Here is a 21367-nt window from a genome sequence, read left to right as displayed (position 1 = left end):
CCTTTCCCCTCCCCGGATGAGGAATATCTGATCGTGGCCAAAGCACCGGCACGCAACGCACCGACCCCACCCGCCGTACCGAATCGCGAGCGGCCCAGCGAACCGGAACGGTTCAAGGCGTCGAAGGAACAGCTGCTCGAATTCTACCGGCAGATGCTGCTGATCCGCCGCTTCGAAGAGAAGGCGGGCCAGCTCTACGGCCTCGGCTTCATCGGCGGCTTCTGCCACCTCTATATCGGCCAGGAGGCCGTTGCGGTGGGCCTGCAGTCGGCGCTGGACGGCGAGAAGGACTCGGTGATCACCGGCTATCGCGACCATGGCCACATGCTCGCCTACGGCATCGACCCCAAGGTGATCATGGCCGAGCTGACCGGCCGCGGCGCGGGTATCTCGCGCGGCAAGGGCGGCTCGATGCACATGTTCTCGACCGAGAAGAAGTTCTACGGCGGCCACGGCATCGTCGGCGCGCAGGTCTCGCTCGGCACCGGCCTCGCCTTCGCGCACAAGTATAACGAGGATGGCGGCGTCGCCATGGCCTATTTCGGCGACGGCGCCGCGAACCAGGGCCAGGTGTACGAATCGTTCAACATGGCCGAGCTGTGGAAGCTCCCGATCATCTACGTGATCGAGAACAACCAGTACGCCATGGGCACCAGCGTCAATCGCTCCTCGGCCGAGGACCAGCTGTACAAGCGCGGCGAGAGCTTCCGCATCCCCGGCATCCAGGTGGACGGCATGGACGTGCTCGCCTGCCGCGGTGCGGCGGAAGAGGCGCTCGCCTGGGTGCGCGCCGGCAAGGGCCCGATCATCCTCGAGATGAAGACCTATCGCTATCGCGGCCACTCGATGTCCGATCCGGCCAAGTATCGCAGCCGCGAGGAAGTCCAGTCGGTCCGCGACAAGTCGGACCCGATCGAGGCGGTGAAGCGCGAGCTCGAGACGATGGGCGTGACCGAAGAGCAGCTGAAGCCGCTCGAGGCCGAGATCCGCAAGATCGTGAACGAATCGGCGGACTTCGCCGAACAGACGCCGGAGCCCGATCCGGCCGAACTCTATACCGACGTGCTGGTGGAGACCTACTGAGATGGCGATCGAACTCAAGATGCCGGCGCTCTCGCCGACCATGGAAGAGGGCACGCTCGCCAAGTGGCTCGTCAAGGAAGGCGATGTCGTGAAGTCCGGCGATATCCTCGCCGAGATCGAGACCGACAAGGCGACGATGGAATTCGAAGCCGTCGACGAAGGCACGATCGCCAAGATCCTGGTCGCCGAGGGCACGGATAACGTGAAGGTCGGCACCGTGATCGCGATGATCGCGGGCGAGGGCGAGGATGCATCCTTCGCCGCTGCTGCACCGGCCGCGCCGGAACCCGCGAGCCAGCAGGCCGAGCCGACGCCGGCGCCTGAGAAGGCTCCGGAAACCGGCACCGCCCAGCTGACCGCCGCGGTCGAGAAGACGCGTCCGGCCGATCCGGCCGTGCCCGCCGGCACCGAGATGGTGAAGACCACGGTCCGCGAAGCGCTGCGCGACGCGATGGCCGAGGAAATGCGGACCGATCCGCGCATCTTCGTGATGGGCGAGGAAGTCGCCGAATATCAGGGCGCCTACAAGGTGACCCAGGGCCTGCTCGACGAATTCGGCCCCAAGCGCGTCATCGACACGCCGATCACCGAATACGGCTTTGCCGGCGTCGGCACCGGTGCGGCGATGGGCGGCCTGAAGCCGATCATCGAGTTCATGACGTTCAACTTCGCCATGCAGGCGATCGACCACATCATCAACTCGGCGGCCAAGACCAACTACATGTCCGGCGGCCAGATGCGCTGCCCAATCGTGTTCCGTGGTCCGAACGGCGCGGCCAGCCGCGTCGGCGCGCAGCACAGCCAGAACTATGGCCCGTGGTACGCCAGCGTCCCCGGCCTGATCGTGATCGCGCCCTATGATTCGGCCGACGCCAAGGGCCTGCTCAAGGCGGCGATCCGTTCGGAGGACCCGGTCGTGTTCCTCGAGAACGAGCTGATGTACGGTCGCAGCTTCGACGTGCCCAAGCTCGACGACTATGTCCTGCCGATCGGCAAGGCCCGCATCATGCGCGAGGGCAAGGACGTGACCCTGGTCAGCTACTCGATCGGCGTGGGCGTCTCGCTCGAAGCCGCCGAGAAGCTGGCGGCCGAGGGCATCGATGCCGAGGTGATCGACCTGCGCACGCTGCGTCCGCTGGACAAGCAGACTGTGCTGGAGAGTCTGAAGAAGACCAACCGCATCGTGGTGGTCGAGGAAGGCTGGCCGGTCTGCTCGATCGCGTCGGAAGTCGCCGCTTTCGTGATGGAAGAGGGCTTCGACGACCTCGACGCACCGGTGCTGCGCGTTACCAACGAGGACGTGCCGCTTCCTTATGCCGCGAACCTTGAAAAGCTTGCGCTTGTGACTGCCGACAAGGTGGTCGCGATGGTGAAAAAGGTAACCTATCGCTGATCTTCGCCGCTGAAGCGGAACAGGAAAGGCCCGCCGGACCCAGTGTCCGGCGGGTCTTCTCTTTTGTGCGGACTCTTTCGCGGACCGCCGACTGGTCATACAGGAACGACGTGACCGATCCTATAATCCAAGATCCCGAGCGGGGACTGATCCTCGCCTATGCGCCCATTGAAGCGCGGCCGGCATTGGCGGCGCTGCTGGCGCTGGACGACGCGCTAGCGCAACTACTGCGGACGACGTCACAGCCCGCTGTCGGGCAGCTCCGACTCGCGTGGTGGCGGGAAGCGCTGGCCAAGCTCGATACCGCGCCGCCCCCTGCCGAACCAGTGCTGACCGCGCTCGCGGCGGACGTGCTCCCTCGGGGAGGGACCGGGGCATCGCTGGTGCCGATTGTGCATGGGTGGGAAGTGCTGGTGGAAGAAGAGGCGCTGGACACGCTGGCGCTGACGCGCTTCGCCGTGGGGCGAGGCACGCTGTTCGTCGCTGCCGGCGCCGCATTTGGGGCAGGGGCTGCGGACCCGCTCGCCCAGGCGGGGCAGGGCTGGGCGCTGGCAGACCTTGCCCGCCATCTGGGCGACGGCGCGGAGGCGGAGGCGGCGCGGCGCGAGGCACGACCGCTGCTGGATGCGGCACTCGGTACGCGCTGGGGCCGCAAGGCACGCGCGCTGGGGGCGCTGGCTCATCGTGCGCGGCTAGACCTAGCCGTGCCGCTGGACCAGCCGGTGCCCATTGGCGCGCCTGGGCGCGTGGCGCGGCTGCTCTGGCACCGGCTGAGCGGACGATAACGCTTGGCGCCGCGCGTCGTGGCGCTTAGTCTTGTCTATGTCTCGGGGGAGGCTGCAGATGTGGCGATACGGTGTGGGCGCGGTGGCGGCGTTGCTGCTGGCGCTCGGTGGCTTTCTGATCTTTCAAGGCGCGCCGCAGGGCGGCTCCAAGCTTGCTTCCGCGCCGTTTCCGCTCGGCAATGCAAGCGCGGCGGAGTCCGACTTGCCCGATGCCGCGCCGGAAGCTGACGCCAAGACCCGCGAACAGAAGCGTTTTGATCGCTATGACAAGGATCGGGACGATGCGATCAATCGCGACGAGTATTTTGCTGCGCGTCGCAAGGCTTTTGCAAAGTTAGACGCTAATGGCGACGGACGGCTGAGCTTCGAAGAATGGGCGGTCAAGGCAATCGACCGTTTCACCGGGGCTGATGCAGACAGGTCCGGGGTGCTCTCCCGCGCGGAATTTTCTACCACCGCACCGAAGCGCCGGCCAGTTGCACGCTGCGCTTGTGAGAAGGCCACCCCTTCCGCCGATGCGGCCGCCAAGGCCAGCGAAGACGAGGACAAATAGCACCTTGCGTCAGGCCGCCAGCCAGTCCTTCAGCGCCGCCCGCGCACGATCTGTGTACATGCGCTTGCGATCAGCCTTCTTGGTCCGCCCCTCGATCGGCGGGAATAGCCCGAAATTGACGTTCATCGGCTGATAGGTATCTACCTCCGCCTCGCCCGTGATGTGCGCGAGCAGGGCGCCCAGCGCCGTTTCGCGCGGAGGAGGGGCCAGCATTTGGCCGGCGATCTCCGCCGCGGCAAAGCGCCCGGCAAGCATCCCGATCGCGGAACTTTCCACATAGCCTTCGCAGCCGGTGATCTGCCCGGCGAAACGGATGTGGGGCGCGCTCTTCAGCCGCAGCGTGCTGTCGAGCAACTCGGGCGAGCGCAGGAAGGTATTGCGGTGCAGCCCGCCGAGCCGCGCGAACTCGGCTTTCTCCAGCCCCGGGATGGTGCGGAACAGCCGCACCTGCTCGGCATATTTCAGCTTTGTTTGGAAGCCGACCATGTTCCACAGCGTGCCGCTGGCATTGTCCTGCCGGAGCTGAACCACCGCATAGGGCCAGCGGCCGGTGCGCGGATCGTCGAGGCCGACGCCCTTCATCGGCCCGTATCGCAACGTGTCCACCCCGCGCTCCGCCATCACCTCGATCGGCATGCAGCCTTCGAAATAGGGGACGTTCTCCCACTCGCGAAACTCGGTCTTCTCGCCCGCCATCAGCCCGGCGTGGAATTCGAGATACTGTTCCTTGGACATCGGGCAGTTGATGTAATCCTTGCCCGATCCCTTGTTCCACCGGCTCTGGAACCAGGCGGTCTCCATGTCGATCGATTCGCGGTGGACGATCGGCGCGATGGCATCGAAGAAGGCGAGGCTGTCCTTGCCGGTCGCGCGGCCGATGCTCTCGGCCAGCAACGGAGCGGTGAGCGGCCCGGTGGCGACGATCGTGCGGCCCTCGGCGGGCAGCGTGTCGACGCGCTCGCGGACGATGGTGACGTTGGGGTGCTGCTCCAGCGCGGCGGTCACGCCATCGGCAAAGCCGTCGCGGTCCACCGCCAACGCCGAGCCGGCAGGCACCTTGTGAATGTCGCCCTGTGTCAGGATCAGCGAGCCGAGCGCGCGCATCTCCTGGTGGAGCAGCCCGACCGCGTTGCTGTCGGCATCGTCCGAGCGGAAGCTGTTCGAGCAGACCAGCTCGGCCAGTCGATCGCTCTGGTGCGCCGGCGTCATCTCGCCCGAGCCCCGCATTTCCGACAGGCGGACCTTGTGACCGGCCTGGGCCAGCTGCCAAGCGGCTTCCGATCCGGCGAGACCGCCGCCGATGATATGAATGTCGTGGCCGGGCATGGACGTGCTTCTACTCTTCTATGGGAAGCCGCGGCCATAGCTGGGCTGAATGATCGTGCAACCCCCGAGACGCCGCGTGTTCACCCTTGTTGCCATTCAGCTTTGAAGCGAATGGTGCAGCCGAATCTTTCAATCGCGAAAAGCAGGGTGTGTTCTCGCATGTTGCGCTAGAGAAGAGGCGATGAAGATTTTCACCATCGGCTATGAGGCCACCACCATGGCCGAGTTCCTCGCCGCGTTGCAGGCGGCCGGGGTGCAGCGGGTGATCGACGTACGCGCGTTGCCGCTGTCGCGCCGCCCCGGTTTCTCCAAGTCGAGCCTGGCGGCCAGCCTCGCCGAGGCGGGGATCGACTATGTGCATCTCAAGCAGCTCGGCACGCCCAAGCGCGGGCGCGATGCGGCGAAGAAGGGGGATGTGGAGACACTGCGCTACGTCTATGACCTCCAGCTCGGCTTACCCGAAGCGCAGGCCCAGGCCGCGCAGATGCGGACGCTCGCCGCCGACAAGCCGAGCGCGCTACTCTGCTACGAGCGCGATCCATGTCATTGCCACCGCACATTGCTTCTGGAGGCAGAGGGAAACGGGGCGGAGGTGATCGACCTTTACGCCTGAGACCGAAAAAGGCCGGGGCAGCCGACGCATCGGCTGCCCCGTAGTTCGGGGAGAGTCGACGCGAAGGGGGAACTGGTCGCGCCGACGGCCTGGCTTTGCATCGCGGATGTTGCAGAAGAGTGTCCGTCTGATGCAATTCAACCGGAAAGAGGCCCGCCGGACGTTACATCCCGAGAAGAATTCTCGAAAATTGTCGCCCCGTGCAGGACGGTGTTTACGCAACGGCAACCCACTTGAGTGCAGAGCATCGCATCACGCACTTCATTGGAGCGCAAGATGGGCATTGCAGCGCGACTCTATCAGGACGGCCGTTGGACCGACCGCCACCCGGTGGAAATCGAAGCGACCCTGCGCGACTCCGCATGGTCGCCGCTGGACGTGGTGATCGAGGATGTGTCGCCGGGGGGCTTTCGAGTCGTGGCGGGTGCCGACCTAGCGATCGGCGACAAGATCGCATTGGGCGTGGCCGGCCTCGGCACTCGCGAGGCGCGAGTTGTGTGGGGCGACCAAGGCATCTATGGCTGCGAATTCCTGATCCCGCTGAGCAGCGAAGATCTGCGCACGGCGGTTTCCGCGCCGGCCGCCAGCCCGATTGCCTTCCCCAAGACGCCGCTGCCCACGCCCCGTTCGACTATGTCGGAGGAGAGTGCGGAGAGCGCACTGAAGGACGACCGGCTGCCGATTCGCACGCGCGTGGCTGCCATCATCGTCAGCGCATTTCTGGCATGGGTATTCGTGTTCGCTATCGGCTGGGGTGTCGTCGCGCTCGTGCGGGCGCTGCTCGGATAAGCAGCGCCCACTGGTTGATTTTATGCTGCAGCTTTGCGGCGTTCGGCCATTTCTTCGTTAAGCATTTCGGCAAGCAGGAAGGCTAGTTCCAGGCTTTGACCGGCGTTCAAGCGCGGGTCGCAATGCGTGTGGTAGCGATCGGCCAGACCCTGCTCGGTAATCGCGATCGCGCCGCCGGTGCACTCGGTGACGTTCTGCCCGGTCATCTCGGCATGGATGCCGCCGGCGAAGGTGCCTTCGGCGCGGTGGACGGCGAAGAAGCCGCGCACCTCGGCGAGGATCCGGTCGAACGGCCGCGTCTTGTAGCCGTTCGCCGCCTTGACGACGTTGCCGTGCATCGGATCGCAGCTCCACACCACCGGATGGCCCTCGCGCTTCACCGCGCGGACCAGCTTAGGCAGGCCCGCCTCGATCTTGTCATGCCCATAGCGGGTGATCAGCGTCATCCGCCCCGGCACCCGGCCGGGGTTGAGCGTGTCGAGCAGCCGCAGAAGTGCGTCAGGCTCGAGGCTCGGCCCGCACTTCATGCCGATCGGGTTGCCAATGCCGCGCAGGAACTCGACATGCGCCGAGCCCTCGAAGCGGGTGCGGTCGCCGATCCACAGGAAGTGCGCCGAGGTATCGTACCAGTCGCCGGTCAGGCTGTCCTGCCGGGTCAGCGCCTGTTCATAGGGTAAGAGCAGCGCCTCGTGGCTGGTGTAGAAATCGGTGCCCTTGAGCTGCGGCACGGTATCCGGGTTGATCCCGCACGCTTCCATGAAGTCGAGCGCTTCACCGATCCGGTCCGCGACATCGGCGAACTTGGCCGACCAGGGGCTCTTGCCCATGAAGTCGAGCGTCCACTTGTGGACCTGATGCAAATTGGCATAGCCGCCATTCGCAAAGGCGCGGAGCAGGTTGAGCGTCGCGGCCGACTGGCTGTAGCCCTGCACCATCCGCTGCGGATCGGGGATCCGCGCTTCCGGCGTGAAGGCGATGTCGTTGACATTGTCGCCGCGGTAGCTGGGCAGCTCGACGCCGTCGATCACCTCGGTATCGGCCGAGCGCGGCTTGGCGAACTGGCCGGCCATGCGGCCGAGCTTCACCGTAGGCAGCTTCGAGGCGAAGGTGAGCACCACCGCCATCTGCAGGATCACGCGGAAGGTGTCGCGGATATTGTTGGGGTGGAACTCGGCGAAGCTCTCGGCGCAGTCACCGCCTTGTAGCAGAAACGCCTCACCGCGCGCGACCTTGGCGAGTGCGCCCGTAAGCTCGCGCGCCTCGCCGGCGAAGACCAGCGGCGGGTAGCTGCTCAGCTGCCGGGTGGCGGCGTCGAGCGCGCCCTTGTCCGGATATTGCGGCATCTGGCGCGCTTCGGCGCGCGTCCAGCTATCGGGGGTCCAGCTTGCCATTGCACTCTCCACGTCGCGGACGGCGACGTGCCAGTCCGCATGCTCGGCGATTCCCATCGCCGCTATCTGATTCATCACCTTGGTGTTGGCGCGTTTGCCGTCGGTCTCCCAGCCTTGCACGGTCGAGCCTGGCGTATCGAACCAGGCACCGAAGGCGGCGCGGGTGAGGGTGCGTTCCTCGCGAAACTGGCGGATCTTGGAACCGGCTAACGTCGTCATACCGGCCGCTTACCCGGCTGGGGTAAACATGTGCAAGCTTTTTCTTACCCCGACGGGGTAAAGGCGAGCGGATCGATTGCACGCGGGCGCGGCCGGGTGTAGCCGCGCGGCGATGCACGCATTCGAAGCACAGGCGCGCGACCTTGCCGATCTCGCTGCGCGCGGACGCGGCCGCCGGCTGATCGCCCGCGAGGGCGCGGACTTCGCGTCCAACGATTATCTCGGCCTATCCGACTCGCCGGCCCTGCGCGAAGCGGTGGCGGCGGCGCTGGCGCGCGGCGTACCGATCGGCTCGGGCGGCTCGCGGCTTCTGCGCGGCAACCATCCCGAGCACGAAGCGCTGGAGGCCGAAGCAGCAGCGTTCTTCGGCCGCGAGTCGGCTCTGTATTTCTCCAGCGGCTATGCGGCCAACGCAGCGCTGCTCGCGACCTTGCCCCAGCGCGGCGACCTCGTGCTGTTCGACGAACTCGTCCACGCGAGCGCCCATGAGGGCATGCGTCTTGGGCGCGCGGAAACCCGACAGGCTCCGCATAACGACGTTGCCGCGTTCGCGGAGGCGATCGCCGGCTGGCGTCGCGAGGGCGGGGCGGGACGCGTGTGGATCGCGGTCGAGAGCCTCTACAGCATGGACGGCGATGTCGCGCCGCTCGCCGCGCTGTCGGCGCTGGCCGAGGCAGAAGGTGCCATTCTGCTCGTCGACGAGGCGCACGCGACCGGGGTCTACGGCCCGCAGGGGCAGGGGCTGGCTTATGGCCTGCCGACCGCCAACCTGATCACGCTGCACACCTGCGGCAAGGCGCTGGGCTGCGAAGGCGCGCTGGTCACCGGCCCGACGATCGTCCGCGACTTCCTCGTCAACCGCGGCCGGCCGTTCATCTTCTCCACCGCGCCGTCGCCGTTGATGGCCGCCGCCGTGCGCGCGGCGCTGCGCATCGTGGCAAAGGGGGACAACCTCCGGTCCGCGCTGGCCGAGCGGGTCGCCGCCGCCCGCGCCGCGCTTGCGCCGCTCGGCGTACCGGCGGGTGATACCCAGATCCTGCCGCTGATCCTCGGCGATGATGTGCGGACCATGGCGATCGCTGGCGCGCTGCAGGACAGCGGCTTCGACGTCCGCGGCATCCGCCCCCCGACCGTTTCCGCAGGCACCTCGCGCCTGCGCATCTCGATCACCAACAATGTGTCGCATGGCCAGATCGCCGCGCTCGCGGAGCGGCTGGCGACGCTTCTCCCCGCAACCGAGCCCGTCGCAGCATGACCCAGACCTTCATCGTCACCGGTACGGATACCGGCATCGGCAAGACCGTGTTCGCCGCAGCTCTCGCCGGTGCGCTGCGCGCGCGCTACTGGAAACCCGTTCAGGCCGGGCTCGACGACGGCAGCGACAGCGAACGTACCGCAGCGCTCTCGGGCCTGCCGATCGGGCACATCCTCCCGGAAGCCTATCGTCTGGTCACGCCCTGCTCGCCGCACTTCGCGGCCGAAATCGACGGTGTCACCATCGACCTCGATCGCCTCGCGCTGCCCGCGGTCGACGGGCCGCTGGTGGTGGAAGGCGCAGGCGGTGCGCTGGTGCCGGTGACGCGCGAGATCCTCTACGCCGACGTCTTTGCGCGCTGGGCCAAGCCGGTGGTGCTGGTCGCGCGCACCGCGCTCGGCACGATCAACCACAGCCTGCTCTCGATCGAGGCGCTGAGGTCGCGCGGCGTGCCGATCCACGGCATCGCGTTCGTCGGCGATCCGGTCGAGGACAGCGAGGCGACCATCGCCGCGATTGGCAAGGTCAAGCGTCTCGGCCGCCTGCCGATGCTGTCCGAGCTCACCCCCGCGGCGCTCGCCCAAGCCTTCGCCGGCGCCTTCGACCTTGCGGATTTCGCCTGATGTCGTCGGTTTGGCACCCCTTCACCCAGCATGGCTTGGGCGAGCCGATCCCGATGGTCAGCCATGCCCGGGATGCCGTGATCCACACCGCTGACGGCCGCAGCTTCATCGATGCGATCTCGTCCTGGTGGGTGACGACCCACGGCCATTGCAATCCGCGCATCATGGCGGCGATCGCCGAGCAGGCCGGCAAGCTCGACCAGATCATCTTCGCCGGCTGGACGCACGAGCCCGCCGAGACGCTCGCCGCCGGGCTGCGCGAGATCCTGCCGGACGCGCTCGAACATGTCTTCTTCAGCGACAGCGGCTCGACCGCGGTGGAAGTCGCGCTCAAGATGGCGCTCGGCTATTGGCATAATCGCGGGGAGGATCGCAGCCGTATCCTCGTGCTCGAGCACAGCTATCACGGCGATACGATCGGCGGCATGTCGGTCGGCGCCCGTGGCGTGTTCAACCGCCCGTATCAGCCGCTGCTGTTCGATGTCGGTACCATCCCGTTCCCAAGCGCTGGCGCCGAACAGGCGACGCTCGACGCGCTGGAAGCGGAGTGCCGCGCGGGTGCGGCGGCGTTCATCGTTGAGCCGCTGGTGCTGGGGGCAGGGGGGATGCTCTTTTACACCCCGGCGCTGCTCGCCGAAGTGCGCGCGATCTGCGCACGCCACGACGTTCTCTTCATCGCCGACGAGGTGATGACCGGATGGGGGCGCACCGGCACGCTCACCGCCTGCGAGCAGGCAGCCGTGGTGCCGGATATTCTTTGCCTTTCGAAGGGAATTACCGGCGGCGCGATCCCGCTGGCGGTGACACTCGCGACTGCGCCGATCTTCGAGGCGCACTGGGCCGAGGATCGCGCGCGGATGTTCTTCCATTCCTCCAGCTATACCGCGAATCCGATCGCGTGCGCGGCCGCTGTCGCCAATCTGGCGATCTGGCGCGACGAGCCGGTGCTTGAGCGGGTGATGCAGTTGGGCGAATGGCAGCAGTCCGCGCTGGAGCGGCTTGGCGATATGCCCGGCCTAATCGGCCACCGGCGGATGGGCACGATTGCCGCAGTGGAGATCGAGCAGCCGGAAAACGGCTACCTTTCCGCCATCGCGCCCCGCCTGATGGCGTTCGCCCGCGATCGCGGCGTGTTGCTGCGCCCGCTCGGCAACACCGTCTATGTGATGCCGCCCTACAGCATCACACGCGCGCAGCTGGACCAGGTGTGGGGCCTGGTCCCCGCATTTCTCGCCGCCGCCGGCTAAGCTTCGAGCGGCAGAGCGAGGTCCGCAAAGCTCTCAGCAAGCGCATGCGCAGTGGGGAGCAGGCCTCGAGCGTCGCGCACTCCGATCACGTCTGCCAGCAACAGCGCCGCGGCGGCCGGGTTGGTGCGGACCTTCGCCAGCGCGGCGATCAGGCAGGCCTCGGACGTCGTCATGCGCGGGCAGCACCAGGGGCCGATCTGCACCGGTCCGGCAGCCATGGCCGACATTTCCTGCATCAGAGTCCGCAGCAGCAGCAAGGGACGGCGAAACGCTTTGCCGAAGGCGACCACAAATGCGTGGGCAGTGCTGGCATCGTTCAGGCCGTTGGCGCCCGTCTGCCGGATGCCGAACAGCAGCAGCCGCACGCCGGGATCGTCGGGCTGGAGCGTCGGAAGGGCAGTTACGAGGGTCTGGACGTTCGGCGACATGCGATTCTCCCGCTGAGCACGGGAGGGATCATGCCGTTCTGTTATTAATAGTCAATCGCAATAAGCTGCGAATGCGATCAGTCGGGCAATTCTGCGTTCGCCTGCAGCACAGTGCCGGCGAGATACAGTGAGCCAAGAATCAGGATCGTGCCTGGGTGCGCGGAGTCGAGGTGGCTGGCCAGCGCGTGCAACGCTGATGGCACATCCGTCGCCGTCTGCGCCCTTTGCACGCCCATTTTGCCCAGCAACGCGACGAGATCTTCCGGGGCATGATGGGCGTGGCCCGGGATCGGCACCGCGGTAACGCTGGCGAGGTGGGCAACGAGCGGCGCGATCAGCCCTTCGGGATCTTTGTTTGCAAGCATGCCCAGGATGAGGTGAGAGCGCGCACCTGCGGCAACATTGGCCACGGTTTCGGCGATGGCTTCTCCGGCGGCGGCATTGTGGCCGCCGTCGAGCCACACCGCCGTTCCGGCTGGAAGCAGCGCCGTCAGCGGGCCGTGGCCGAGCCGCTGCATCCTTGCCGGCCAGCGCGCACCCGTCGCTGCGGCGGCGAAGGCGGTATCGGATACGACGAGGGTGTCCTGATGCCGCAGCATCGCAATCGCGAGCGCGAGGTTGCCGGGCTGGTGCGGTCCGGACAGTGTCGGCAGCGGGGTTTCCAGCGTGCCTTTCGCGTCGCGATAGGTGAGGCGATCGCCTTTCACGGCGTAGTCCCATGCCCCGCCCTGGGCGAGCACCGGCACCCCGGCTGCCGCCACCACCACGGCAATTTTCGGATCGTAGCGCATCGTCACCAGCGGCACGCCGGGCTTGGCGATGCCGGCCTTTTCGCGGGCGATCTGCGGCAGCGTGTCGCCGAGGAACGCCTGATGATCGATACCGAGCTGGGCTATCCCGGTGGCGATTGGCGCGGGGATGACGTTGGTGGCGTCCAGCCGCCCGCCCAGGCCGACTTCGATCACGCAGGCATCGGCGGGGGTACGGGCGAAGGCGAGGAAGGCGGCGGCCGTGGTGACTTCGAAGAAGCTCGCGCCGATGTCTCCACCGGCGTCCAGCACGTCGGCGAGCAGTGGCGCGAGCGTGGCGTCGTCGATCAGCGTGCCAGCGAGGCGGATCCGCTCGTTGAAGCGGACGAGGTGCGGGCTAGAATAGACATGGACGCGCAGGCCCGCGGCTTCGAGCGCTGCACGGAGGAAGGCGCAGGTGGAGCCCTTGCCGTTGGTGCCAGCGACGTGAAGCACCGGCGGCAAGCGGAGGTGCGGGTTGCCGACGCGCTCTAGGAGGCGGGTGATCCGATCCAAACCGAGGATGTCGGCGCCGGGGGAGAGCAGGGTCAGCCGGTCGATCTGGGCTTGCACTGCGGGATCGGTGGAGCGAGCGAAATCAGGCACCGTTCCCCTCCCGTAAGCGGGAGGGGAGCGCAAACTGGCTGCACATCCCCTGACGCATTACGCCGCCGCGCGCGCCTCGCACAGGAGGCCGATCAGCTGGCCCAGCGTGTCGCGCAGGTCGCGGCGGTGTGTCACCATATCGACCAGGCCATGGTCGCGATAATATTCGCTGGTCTGGAAATCGTCAGGCAGCTTCTCGCGGATCGTGTTCTCGATCACGCGGCGGCCGGTGAAGGCAAGCGTCGCGCCCGGCTCGGCGATCTGGACGTCGCCCAGCATCGCATAGGCCGCCATCACGCCGCCCGAGGTCGGATCGGTCAGCACGACGACATAGGGCAGGCCTGCATCGTGCAGCATCTCGATCGCCACGGTGGTGCGCGGCATCTGCATCAGGCTGAGAATGCCTTCCTGCATGCGCGCGCCGCCCGAGGCAGTAAACACGATATAGGGCGCACGCGCGGCGATCGCGGTCTCGACGCCGGCGATGAACGCCTCGCCGACCGCCTGGCCCATCGATCCGCCCATGAAGGCGAAGTCCTGCACGCCGATCACCGCCTTGTGGCCATTGATCGTGCCGCTGGCATTCTGGAACGCGTCCTGCTCACCCGTAGTCGCCCGCGCCGCCTTGATGCGGGCCGTATAGGGCTTCGAGTCGCGGAACTTCAGGGGATCTTCGGCCACCTTCGGATTGGGCAGCAGCTTGAAGCTGCCCTTGTCGAACAGATGCTCAAAGCGCTTGGCGGCACCGATCCGGTCATGATGATCGCAGTGCGGACAAACGTTCAGATTGTCCTCGAATTCCTTCATGAAGACCATCTGTCCGCATCCCTTGCACTTGTGCCAGAGATTGTCGGGGCTCTCCTCGCCACGGGTGGTGACATAGGCGAGCGCGTTACGGACGCGCGAAATCCAGCTCATGCGACTTCCTTGCGTGCGGCGACCAGCGCCGTCTTCAACGTATCGATATAGGCACGGACGGGCTCCGCCGCATCCGCGCCGTGACGGCCGACCAGCTCGACGATCGCGCTGCCCACGACGACGCCGTCGGCAACGCGGCCGATGGCGGCCGCCTGCTCGGGGGTGCGGACGCCGAAGCCCACCGCGATCGGCAGGTCGGTGGCGGCATTGAGGCGGGCGACCGCCGCTTCGATCGAGGCCGTGGCGGCCTGCTGCAGCCCCGTGATCCCGGCGACCGAGACATAGTAGAGGAACCCCGAGGCCCCCTCCAGCACCGCCGGCAGGCGGGCGGCATCGGTGGTCGGGGTAGCGAGGCGGACATTGCCGAGGCCGGCGGCGCGCAGCGCTTCGCCGAGGCTGTCATCTTCCTCGGCGGGAATGTCGACGCAGATCACGCCGTCGGCACCGGCATCGCGCGCGGCGCTGGCAAACCATTGCGGTCCGCGACGCGTCATCGGGTTGGCATAGCCCATCAGGACCAGCGGCACGTCCGGATGGCGTGCGCGGAATGCGGTGGCGATCGCGAGCACGTCCGCCGTGGTAGTGCCGGCGGCGAGGCTGCGCAGGTTCGCTGCCTGGATCGCCGGGCCGTCGGCCATCGGATCGGTGAACGGCATGCCGAGCTCGATCACGTCGGCCCCGCCCGCGACCAGCGCGTCGAGGATCGCGGCGGTGGCACCCGGCGTCGGATCGCCGGCGGTGACGAAGGTCACCAGCGCGGCGCGGCCCTGATCGGCGGCGCGGGCAAAGGCGTTGGCGAGCCGGGTCACATCTGCACTCCCAGCGCGTCGGCGACGGTGAAGATGTCCTTGTCGCCGCGACCGCAAAGGTTGGCGAGGATCACCTTGTCGCGCGGCATGGTGCGGGCGACCTTGGCCACTGCGGCGATGGCATGGCTCGGCTCGAGCGCGGGGATGATGCCCTCGGTGCGGCAGAGCAGCTGGAAGGCGTCGAGCGCCTCGGTGTCGGTCACCGCCGTGTATTCCACGCGGCCGATGTCGCGCAGCCAGGCGTGCTCGGGCCCGATGCCCGGATAGTCGAGGCCTGCCGAGATCGAGTGCGCCTCGGTGATCTGGCCGTCCTCGTCCTGCAGCAGATAGGTGCGATTGCCATGCAGGATGCCGGGCGCGCCGCCGGCGAGGCTGGCGGCATGGCGCTTGTCGAGCCCTTCGCCCGCCGCCTCGACGCCGAGCATCTGGACCTCGGCATCGTCGAGGAACGGGTGGAACAGCCCGATCGCGTTGGATCCGCCGCCGATCGCGGCCACGAGCAGATCGGGCAGCTTGCCGGTGCGCTTGAGCATCTGTTCGCGCGCCTCGCGGCCGATCACCGACTGGAAGTCGCGGACCAGCTCGGGATAGGGGTGCGGGCCGGCGGCGGTGCCGATGATGTAGAAGGTGTCCTCCACATTGGCGACCCAATCGCGCAGGCCTTCGTTCATCGCGTCCTTGAGCGTCGCGGCGCCCGAGGTGACCGGCACCACTTCGGCGCCGAGCAGCTTCATGCGGAACACGTTGGGCTGCTGCCGCGCCACGTCGGTCGCACCCATGTAGATCACGCAAGGGAGCCCGAAGCGCGCGCAGACGGTGGCGGTCGCCACGCCGTGCTGGCCGGCGCCGGTCTCGGCGATGATCCGCGTCTTGCCCATTCGCCTAGCGAGCAGGATCTGGCCGATGCAATTGTTGATCTTGTGCGCACCGGTATGGTTGAGCTCGTCGCGCTTGAACCAGACCTCCGCGCCGAGCCCATCGGGCGCGTTCTCGCGCAGCGCCTCGGTCAGCCGCTCGGCATAATAGAGCGGGCTGGGGCGGCCGACATAATGTTCGAGCAGGTCGTCGAACTCGGCCTGGAAGGCGGGATCGGCCTTGGCGGCGGTGTATTCGCGCTCCAGGTCGAGAACCAGCGGCATCAGCGTCTCGGCGACGAAGCGTCCGCCGAACTGGCCGAAATGCCCGCGGTCGTCGGGCTGGGCGCGGAAGGAGTTGGGTGCGGTCATGATCGGGCCACGGCTTTAAGGAATGCGGCGATCTTGTCCACATCCTTGATGCCCGGCGCGGCCTCGATGCCCGAAGAGACATCCACCAGGCGGGCACCGGTGACGCGGATCGCCTCGCTGACATTGCCCGCGTCGAGCCCGCCGGAAAGGATCCAGGGCAGGGGATGGGCGAAGCCGTCGAGCAGGGTCCAGTCGAAGCGCAGGCCGGTGCCGCCGGGGACCTTCGCCCCTTCCGGCGCCTTGGCGTCGTAGAGCAGCCGGTCGGCGGCGCCCCGAAAGCCGGCGGCGGGGACGAGATCGGCGCGGGTCTTCACCGCGAGCGCGGCCCAGGTTTCGAGGCGGGTGCGGGCCTTCACGGCGGCGGTGCGCTCGGGCGTCACCTTGTGGAGCTGGATCACGTCCAGCCATCCGGCGGCAATCGCGGTGTCGAGCAGCGCGTCGTCGGGATCGACGAACACGCCTACGCGCGCGACATGCCCAGGCACCCGCGCGGCGAGTCCCTGCGCCTTGTCGAAGCTCAGGTGGCGCGGGCTGGGCGGGAAGAAAACGAGGCCGATATGGCTCGCCCCGCCGGCCACGGCGGCGTCGAGCGTCTCGGGCGTGGACAGGCCACAGATTTTCGCGGTTGCGGGCATCGCTGCCCTGTAGGCGCTAGACCAGCTTCTTGGCCAGCACCGTCATGAACAGCGGCGGATCGAGCGGGATCGGGAAGTCGCAGCGCGCGCCGGTTTCGGTATAGCCGCGGCGCACATAGTAATCGATCAGCTTGCGGCGTTGCTCGATCACCGTCATCTCCATCCGCGTGCAGCCAAAGACGGTGCGGGCATGCGCCTCGGCGGCGGCGATCAGCTGGCGGCCGAGCCCCGCGGCCTGGCGCAGCGGATCGATGCAGAGCAGGCCCAGATAGGCGGTGCCGCCCCCCCGGTTCGCGACGTTGACGCAGCCGATCGCGGTGTTGCCGTCCCAGGCGCTGAGCAGCACCTGCGCCGGATCGTTGACGATGGCGGTGAGCGTTTGGAGATTGGTGCGCGGACCCTCGATCAGATCGGCCTCGTGCGTCCAGCCTTGGCGCGCGGTTTCGCCGCGATAGGCGCGTTCGATCATTGGGTGGATCGCCGGCAGGTCGGCAGTGGTGGCGGGGCGGATGATAGGAGCCATGGTTATGCTTGGACGGTTACTCTCACCCTTCCGGCGCTCGGCGCCTCCCGCGCCGGAGGCAGTGGGGAGGGCGAGGGGGGCCTTGCGGCGAGTTACAAGGTCGCCGCGATCGCTCGCGCGGCCGCGTCCGGATCCTCGGCCTGGGTGATCGGACGGCCGATCACCAGAATCGAGGCACCGGCATCCACCGCGCTGCGCGGCGTCACCACCCGCTTCTGATCGCCGACATGCGCATCGGCAGGGCGCACGCCGGGGACGACGAAGAAGCCGTCCTTCCACGCCGCATGCGCCGCCTTCACCTCTTCGCCCGAGCAGACGATGCCGTCGACCCCCGCCGAGCGGGCGAGCTCGGCCAGCCGCATCACCTGCTCGTGCGGATCGGGCCTGAGGCCGATCGACGTCATGTCGTTGCCGTCGAGGCTGGTGAGCATCGTCACCGCGACGACCTTGGTGCCCTCGGGCGCGGCGGCCTTGGCATCCTCCAGCATCGCCCGGCCGCCGGCGGCGTGAACGGTGAGGATCGCGGGGTTCAGCGGCCGCAGCGCCTGGATGGCCTTGGCAACGGTGTTGGGGATGTCGTGGAATTTGAGGTCGAGGAAGATCGGCACGCCGATCTCGGCCATTTCGTGCACGCCGTGGCCGCCGTTCGCCATGAAGAATTCAAGGCCCAGCTTGATACCGCCGACATGGTGGCGAACCTTCTGGGCGAGCGACTTCGCCTTATCCAGCTCCGGCGTGTCGAGCGCGACATAGATACGGCCGCTCATGCACGCGGCTCCTCAAGCGCCGCGGTGGGGGCGACCGGCTCGAAACGGGGTGCGGGCGCGGCGGGGACAGCGCGGAGATCAGCAATAGCGCGTTCCAGCCCGGCGAAGCGCTGGCGCATCCGCCACCGGAGCGCCTGATAGGCCACCAGCATCGGCAGGAAGCCGGCTAGGAACACGACGATCAGCAGCAGCGGCAGACTGATATCGGCGACCAGTCCGCCCCAGAGCTGGATGCTCACGCGCTGCTCGCCATTGTAGATCACGAACCCGGCGATCACGCCGCCGAGCAGGAGCCACAATAGCACCTTCAGAAACCGCATTCCGCTCCCTTCCAAGCAAACCTTGCCATCCTTCTAGGCCCGAGGAAGGCTGCTTGCCAAGGCTCAGCCGATTTCGCTGCGCAGCTCCGCGATCAGGGCAGGAATGGCCGTGAGACGCGGCGCCTCTTCGTCCAGGATCGCGTGAAAGGCCCGGCGCTTCACTTCGGCGATGCGATCGGCGGGTAGTTGAGCATCTTCGTCGAGAGTCGACAAGACGATGTCGATCAGCCGATCGGCACCGTTGAGCCGGCCCCAGAGATAATCGTTCTCGCGGTAGGCGCGGCTGAAAAAGGCGCCGAAATTGTTGAACTGATTGCCTTTTAGCATCGCCGCCACGCCGCCGGTCCGGATTGCCTTGGCATCCTCGGGCGAGATCCGGTCGACGCGGATCGGATCGAATTCGTCCACGCCTTCGCCTTGCAGTAGGGGCAGCGTGGCGATGTCGAAGAAGGGGAAGCCGAGATAGGCGAGCAGCATCGGCCGCCGCAGATCCTTCGACAGTGCGCTGAACCCGGTGGAAAGGATCGCATCGGTCTGCGCGTCGAGCGTGCGGAGCTGCATGTGCGCCGCCAGGGCATCGAGCGTCGGCCCGGCATGATTCTCCGCATCCACCAGCGTTTCGCGCAGATCGACAAAGGTATCGGCGCGCTTCAGCTCAAGATAGGCGGCGAGCGCACCATAGATCGCATCGCGCATCGGCCGCATCACCCCGCGCGGCGCCGACTGCTCCAGTTCGGCGAGGCGCCGGGCGAGAAGGCGCAGCCGGCGGATGCGGAAACCTAGGTCGTGACCACGAAGGAAATCCAGCGCCTCGGGGGAAGCGCCGCCCGGCAGCGATGCGCCGAACCGATCGGCGCCTCGCGCGCGCACCGTTTCGCGCAGCTGCCGGCAAAGCATGCGAAGCCGCTGGCCGTCCTGCTGGCCCAGCACCGCCTGCACCAGTCGCGCAGTGCGATCGATCGCGCCGTCCACTTTCAGCAACGCATAGGCGGTGTGGCCATAGCCCGCCTTTGCGGCGGCCTGGAGCTGCGCGCGTTTGCGCCACGCGGCCAGTCGCTTGGGCGTCGGGTAATCCAGCCACAGCGTATAGCCGAACAGCAAGTCGACCTGCGCTTCAACCTCTGCGCGGATCTCCGTCACGATGGCAAGCATCCGCTCGATCCGATCGGACCGCTCGGCGATAGTTTCTAGATTGTCGCGGATCGGCTGCTTGCGCGGCAGCTCCGAAAGCGCGCCGATCAGCGTCGAAAAGAACCCAGGGCGTTCCTGCCGGGGGCCGTAAAAATCGAAGCGCATGTCCGGCGTCGGATCGAGGAAGACGAAGCGGCGGTCCACCTGGCGGTGGGCGGGACGCTCACGCAATGCCTCCATCGCCGGGCGGAAGGGCGCGTTTGCGAGCACCGAGCCATCGATTAGCACGGCCTTTTCCGCTCGATTGTCCGCCCATTGCTCGGGCAGCGCGCGCTGCAGGAAGGCGTTGCGGCCCGCCCATTGCTCGCCGCGCTCGGCAAGAACCTTGTCGAGTTCCGCCACCATCAGCGGCGGGAAGGCGCCCGGGAAGCTGGAGGTGGCACGCGCTGCGAAGGCGAGGGCCGCGGGATGGGCGACGCCGGTGCCTCGCCCGTGATCGCTGAAGGCGAAGACCAGCCGGTGTTCGGTTTCCACCACTTCCCGCGGGGAATTCAGTCGCAGCATTTCGGAATGTCCGCGAAAATCGGTGGCGGTGACGAACAGATCGAGCGGCTGCCCGTGCGGCAGGAGGCGACGGTCGGCCGGGCCCCGGGCCATTGCGTCGAAGGCATCGAGCAGCTTGTTCAGCAGCTGCTCTCCGCCGAAAGGCGGTTCGAACCAGCGGGACCGGACGAAACGCTCCAGCTTTTCCCGGACTTCGGCGCGGGCACTGGCCTCCACGGTCTCGTCGATCGTCTGCGAGCGATTGGCCATCATCCAGGCGATCGGCGTCGCCCAGATCTTGGCGAAGCGGTGCGACGGGGCCTGAGCGGGGGCGAGCAGCGCCTCGACATCGGCATGGTCGAGCCACATTGCGGTCAGCGGATCCAGCGACTGGCCGGTGGCGATCGCCTGTGCCAGGAAAACCGCGTTGATCCCGCCGGCGCTGGCGCCGGATAGAATGTCGACGAGCACGCGAAGGTTAAGGCCGCTGCGCTCGCGGATTTCCTCGATCAGCCCGCGATAGACGCTGTCGAGCGGCGTGCCCTCGCGTTCCGCACAGCTGGCGCGGGCGAGGTGCCAGACTTCCTTGGTGATGCCGTGCATGTAGACGGCGAGGCTGATCCCGCCATAGCAGACCAGTGCGAGCCGCAGTTCCTTTTCCTGCGTCTCGTGCATCAGCGGTGCCGTAGCTCCGCCCAGACCGGCAGGTGATCGGAGGCGGTGCGCGCGGCGAGACTCCGGTGCACGCCGACGTCGCCGATCTCAAGTTCGGGCGATGCCATTATCCTGTCCAGCCGCGCCATCGGGCGGCGGGCGTGGAAGCTCTTGCCGGTGGGAGCGAACGCGAAATGCTGAGCGAAATCGTGCAGGCAGCCGCGTTCAGCGCTCCATTCGTTAAGGTCGCCCATCATCACTGTCGGCATCCGTGGGGTGCAGGCGGCGAGATGGGAAAGAATGGCATGGGCCTGGCGGCGCCGCCAGAGGCCGGAAAGATCGAGATGCATCCCGACCCCCCGCAAGGGCGAGCCGTTCACCCGCAGATCGGCCATCACCGCGCCGCGCGGCTCAAGCGTAGGGAGGTGAATGGCTTCGCAGGCGAGGATCTCCGCGTCCTTGCGTACCAGCAAGGCATTGCCATGCCAGCCCATCGAACGCGCCCGCATCCCGAAGTGCACCGCCTTCCACGGGCTGTGTTCGGCGAGCAGGTTCGCGGTGAGCACAGCCTCGCGTGTGCCGAATCGGCGATCCGCCTCCTGCAAGGCGATCACATCGGCATCGACCTCGAGCAGTACCTCGAGCGTCCTCTCCGGTCGGCGTCGTCGGTCGGTGCCGATCGACTTCCGCATGTTGTAGCTGGCGACCTTGATCATCCGCGCCCCTTATCGGCGCGAGCAGC

Annotated in this window: 22 protein-coding genes; 9 read left to right on the top strand and 13 right to left on the bottom strand. The window is 67.2% G+C overall.

Annotation, left to right across the window (positions count from 1 at the left end; all coding sequences use genetic code 11):
- Window positions 1–33: 33 nt before the first annotated feature.
- From pdhA to B215_RS0101810, 4 genes are all read left to right on the top strand, one after another.
- Entirely contained in the window at window positions 34–1083 is a 1050-nt protein-coding gene (pdhA, locus tag B215_RS0101825; RefSeq protein ID WP_019367919.1) for a pyruvate dehydrogenase (acetyl-transferring) E1 component subunit alpha, read from the top strand.
- A gap of 1 nt (window position 1084) precedes the next feature.
- Window positions 1085–2476, top strand: coding sequence for a pyruvate dehydrogenase complex E1 component subunit beta (locus B215_RS0101820; protein ID WP_019367918.1), 1392 nt, complete (start codon window positions 1085–1087; stop codon window positions 2474–2476).
- Between the two features lie 110 nt (window positions 2477–2586).
- Window positions 2587–3261, top strand: a complete 675-nt coding sequence (locus tag B215_RS0101815; protein ID WP_019367917.1) for a squalene/phytoene synthase family protein — start codon at window positions 2587–2589, stop codon at window positions 3259–3261.
- A gap of 58 nt (window positions 3262–3319) precedes the next feature.
- A complete protein-coding gene (locus B215_RS0101810; protein ID WP_019367916.1) occupies window positions 3320–3814 on the top strand; it encodes an EF-hand domain-containing protein in 495 nt (164 codons plus the stop codon).
- Between the two features lie 9 nt (window positions 3815–3823).
- On the opposite strand, the gene trmFO is transcribed toward B215_RS0101810, so the two are convergent.
- Entirely contained in the window at window positions 3824–5140 is a 1317-nt protein-coding gene (gene trmFO, locus B215_RS0101805; RefSeq protein ID WP_019367915.1) for a methylenetetrahydrofolate--tRNA-(uracil(54)-C(5))-methyltransferase (FADH(2)-oxidizing) TrmFO, read from the bottom strand.
- 181 nt (window positions 5141–5321) lie between these two features.
- Between trmFO and B215_RS0101800 the strand changes: the two genes are divergently transcribed.
- The gene (locus tag B215_RS0101800; RefSeq protein WP_019367914.1) at window positions 5322–5753 is read left to right on the top strand and encodes a DUF488 domain-containing protein; all 432 of its coding nucleotides are present in this window, start codon (window positions 5322–5324) and stop codon (window positions 5751–5753) included.
- Between the two features lie 276 nt (window positions 5754–6029).
- On the top strand, window positions 6030–6542 hold the full coding sequence (locus B215_RS0101795) for a PilZ domain-containing protein (RefSeq protein WP_037512809.1): 513 nt from the start codon (window positions 6030–6032) through the stop codon (window positions 6540–6542).
- Between the two features lie 20 nt (window positions 6543–6562).
- Here B215_RS0101795 and B215_RS0101790 read toward each other — a convergent pair whose 3' ends face one another.
- Window positions 6563–7933 carry a class II 3-deoxy-7-phosphoheptulonate synthase gene (locus B215_RS0101790; protein WP_173644877.1) on the bottom strand — a complete coding sequence of 457 codons (1371 nt, stop codon included), beginning with the start codon at window positions 7931–7933 and terminating at the stop codon, window positions 6563–6565.
- 331 nt (window positions 7934–8264) lie between these two features.
- On the opposite strand from B215_RS0101790, the gene B215_RS0101785 reads away from it, so the two are divergent.
- From B215_RS0101785 to B215_RS0101775, 3 genes are read left to right on the top strand one after another with little or no spacing between them, the layout of a single operon-like run.
- A complete protein-coding gene (locus tag B215_RS0101785) occupies window positions 8265–9407 on the top strand; it encodes an 8-amino-7-oxononanoate synthase (protein ID WP_019367911.1) in 1143 nt (380 codons plus the stop codon).
- A complete protein-coding gene (gene bioD / locus B215_RS0101780; RefSeq protein WP_019367910.1) occupies window positions 9404–10030 on the top strand; it encodes a dethiobiotin synthase in 627 nt (208 codons plus the stop codon). Before B215_RS0101785 ends, bioD begins: the two co-directional genes overlap by 4 nt.
- Window positions 10030–11277 (top strand): adenosylmethionine--8-amino-7-oxononanoate transaminase, encoded by a 1248-nt coding sequence (locus B215_RS0101775; protein ID WP_019367909.1) that lies wholly within the window; start codon window positions 10030–10032, stop codon window positions 11275–11277. Before bioD ends, B215_RS0101775 begins: the two co-directional genes overlap by 1 nt.
- On the opposite strand, the gene B215_RS0101770 is transcribed toward B215_RS0101775, so the two are convergent.
- From B215_RS0101770 to B215_RS0101720, 11 genes are all read right to left on the bottom strand, one after another.
- A complete protein-coding gene (locus B215_RS0101770) occupies window positions 11274–11705 on the bottom strand; it encodes a hypothetical protein (RefSeq protein WP_019367908.1) in 432 nt (143 codons plus the stop codon). The two genes, B215_RS0101775 and B215_RS0101770, sit on opposite strands and share 4 nt — an antisense overlap.
- 77 nt (window positions 11706–11782) lie before the next feature.
- Window positions 11783–13099, bottom strand: coding sequence for a bifunctional folylpolyglutamate synthase/dihydrofolate synthase (locus B215_RS0101765; protein ID WP_019367907.1), 1317 nt, complete (start codon window positions 13097–13099; stop codon window positions 11783–11785).
- A gap of 57 nt (window positions 13100–13156) precedes the next feature.
- Window positions 13157–14017 carry an acetyl-CoA carboxylase, carboxyltransferase subunit beta gene (gene accD, locus B215_RS0101760; protein ID WP_019367906.1) on the bottom strand — a complete coding sequence of 287 codons (861 nt, stop codon included), beginning with the start codon at window positions 14015–14017 and terminating at the stop codon, window positions 13157–13159.
- Window positions 14014–14826 (bottom strand): tryptophan synthase subunit alpha, encoded by an 813-nt coding sequence (trpA, locus tag B215_RS0101755; RefSeq protein ID WP_019367905.1) that lies wholly within the window; start codon window positions 14824–14826, stop codon window positions 14014–14016. Before trpA ends, accD begins: the two co-directional genes overlap by 4 nt.
- The gene (gene trpB / locus B215_RS0101750) at window positions 14823–16052 is read right to left on the bottom strand and encodes a tryptophan synthase subunit beta (RefSeq protein WP_019367904.1); all 1230 of its coding nucleotides are present in this window, start codon (window positions 16050–16052) and stop codon (window positions 14823–14825) included. The genes trpA and trpB overlap by 4 nt, the downstream gene beginning before the upstream one ends.
- On the bottom strand, window positions 16049–16687 hold the full coding sequence (locus tag B215_RS0101745; protein WP_019367903.1) for a phosphoribosylanthranilate isomerase: 639 nt from the start codon (window positions 16685–16687) through the stop codon (window positions 16049–16051). The genes trpB and B215_RS0101745 overlap by 4 nt, the downstream gene beginning before the upstream one ends.
- A gap of 16 nt (window positions 16688–16703) precedes the next feature.
- Window positions 16704–17210 (bottom strand): GNAT family N-acetyltransferase, encoded by a 507-nt coding sequence (locus B215_RS0101740; protein WP_026008838.1) that lies wholly within the window; start codon window positions 17208–17210, stop codon window positions 16704–16706.
- A 92-nt stretch (window positions 17211–17302) separates the two neighbouring features.
- A complete protein-coding gene (pyrF, locus tag B215_RS0101735) occupies window positions 17303–17977 on the bottom strand; it encodes an orotidine-5'-phosphate decarboxylase (RefSeq protein WP_019367901.1) in 675 nt (224 codons plus the stop codon).
- Window positions 17974–18297 (bottom strand): LapA family protein, encoded by a 324-nt coding sequence (locus B215_RS0101730; protein WP_019367900.1) that lies wholly within the window; start codon window positions 18295–18297, stop codon window positions 17974–17976. Before B215_RS0101730 ends, pyrF begins: the two co-directional genes overlap by 4 nt.
- 63 nt (window positions 18298–18360) lie before the next feature.
- Window positions 18361–20646, bottom strand: coding sequence for a patatin-like protein (locus B215_RS0101725; protein ID WP_019367899.1), 2286 nt, complete (start codon window positions 20644–20646; stop codon window positions 18361–18363).
- Window positions 20646–21341, bottom strand: coding sequence for an endonuclease/exonuclease/phosphatase family protein (locus B215_RS0101720; RefSeq protein WP_019367898.1), 696 nt, complete (start codon window positions 21339–21341; stop codon window positions 20646–20648). The genes B215_RS0101725 and B215_RS0101720 overlap by 1 nt, the downstream gene beginning before the upstream one ends.
- Window positions 21342–21367 lie beyond the last annotated feature (26 nt).

It is taken from the genome of Sphingomonas sp. ATCC 31555 (genome assembly GCF_000282895.1).
GTDB lineage: Bacteria > Pseudomonadota > Alphaproteobacteria > Sphingomonadales > Sphingomonadaceae > Sphingomonas.
This window is presented reverse-complemented; position numbering and strand designations above follow the sequence as displayed.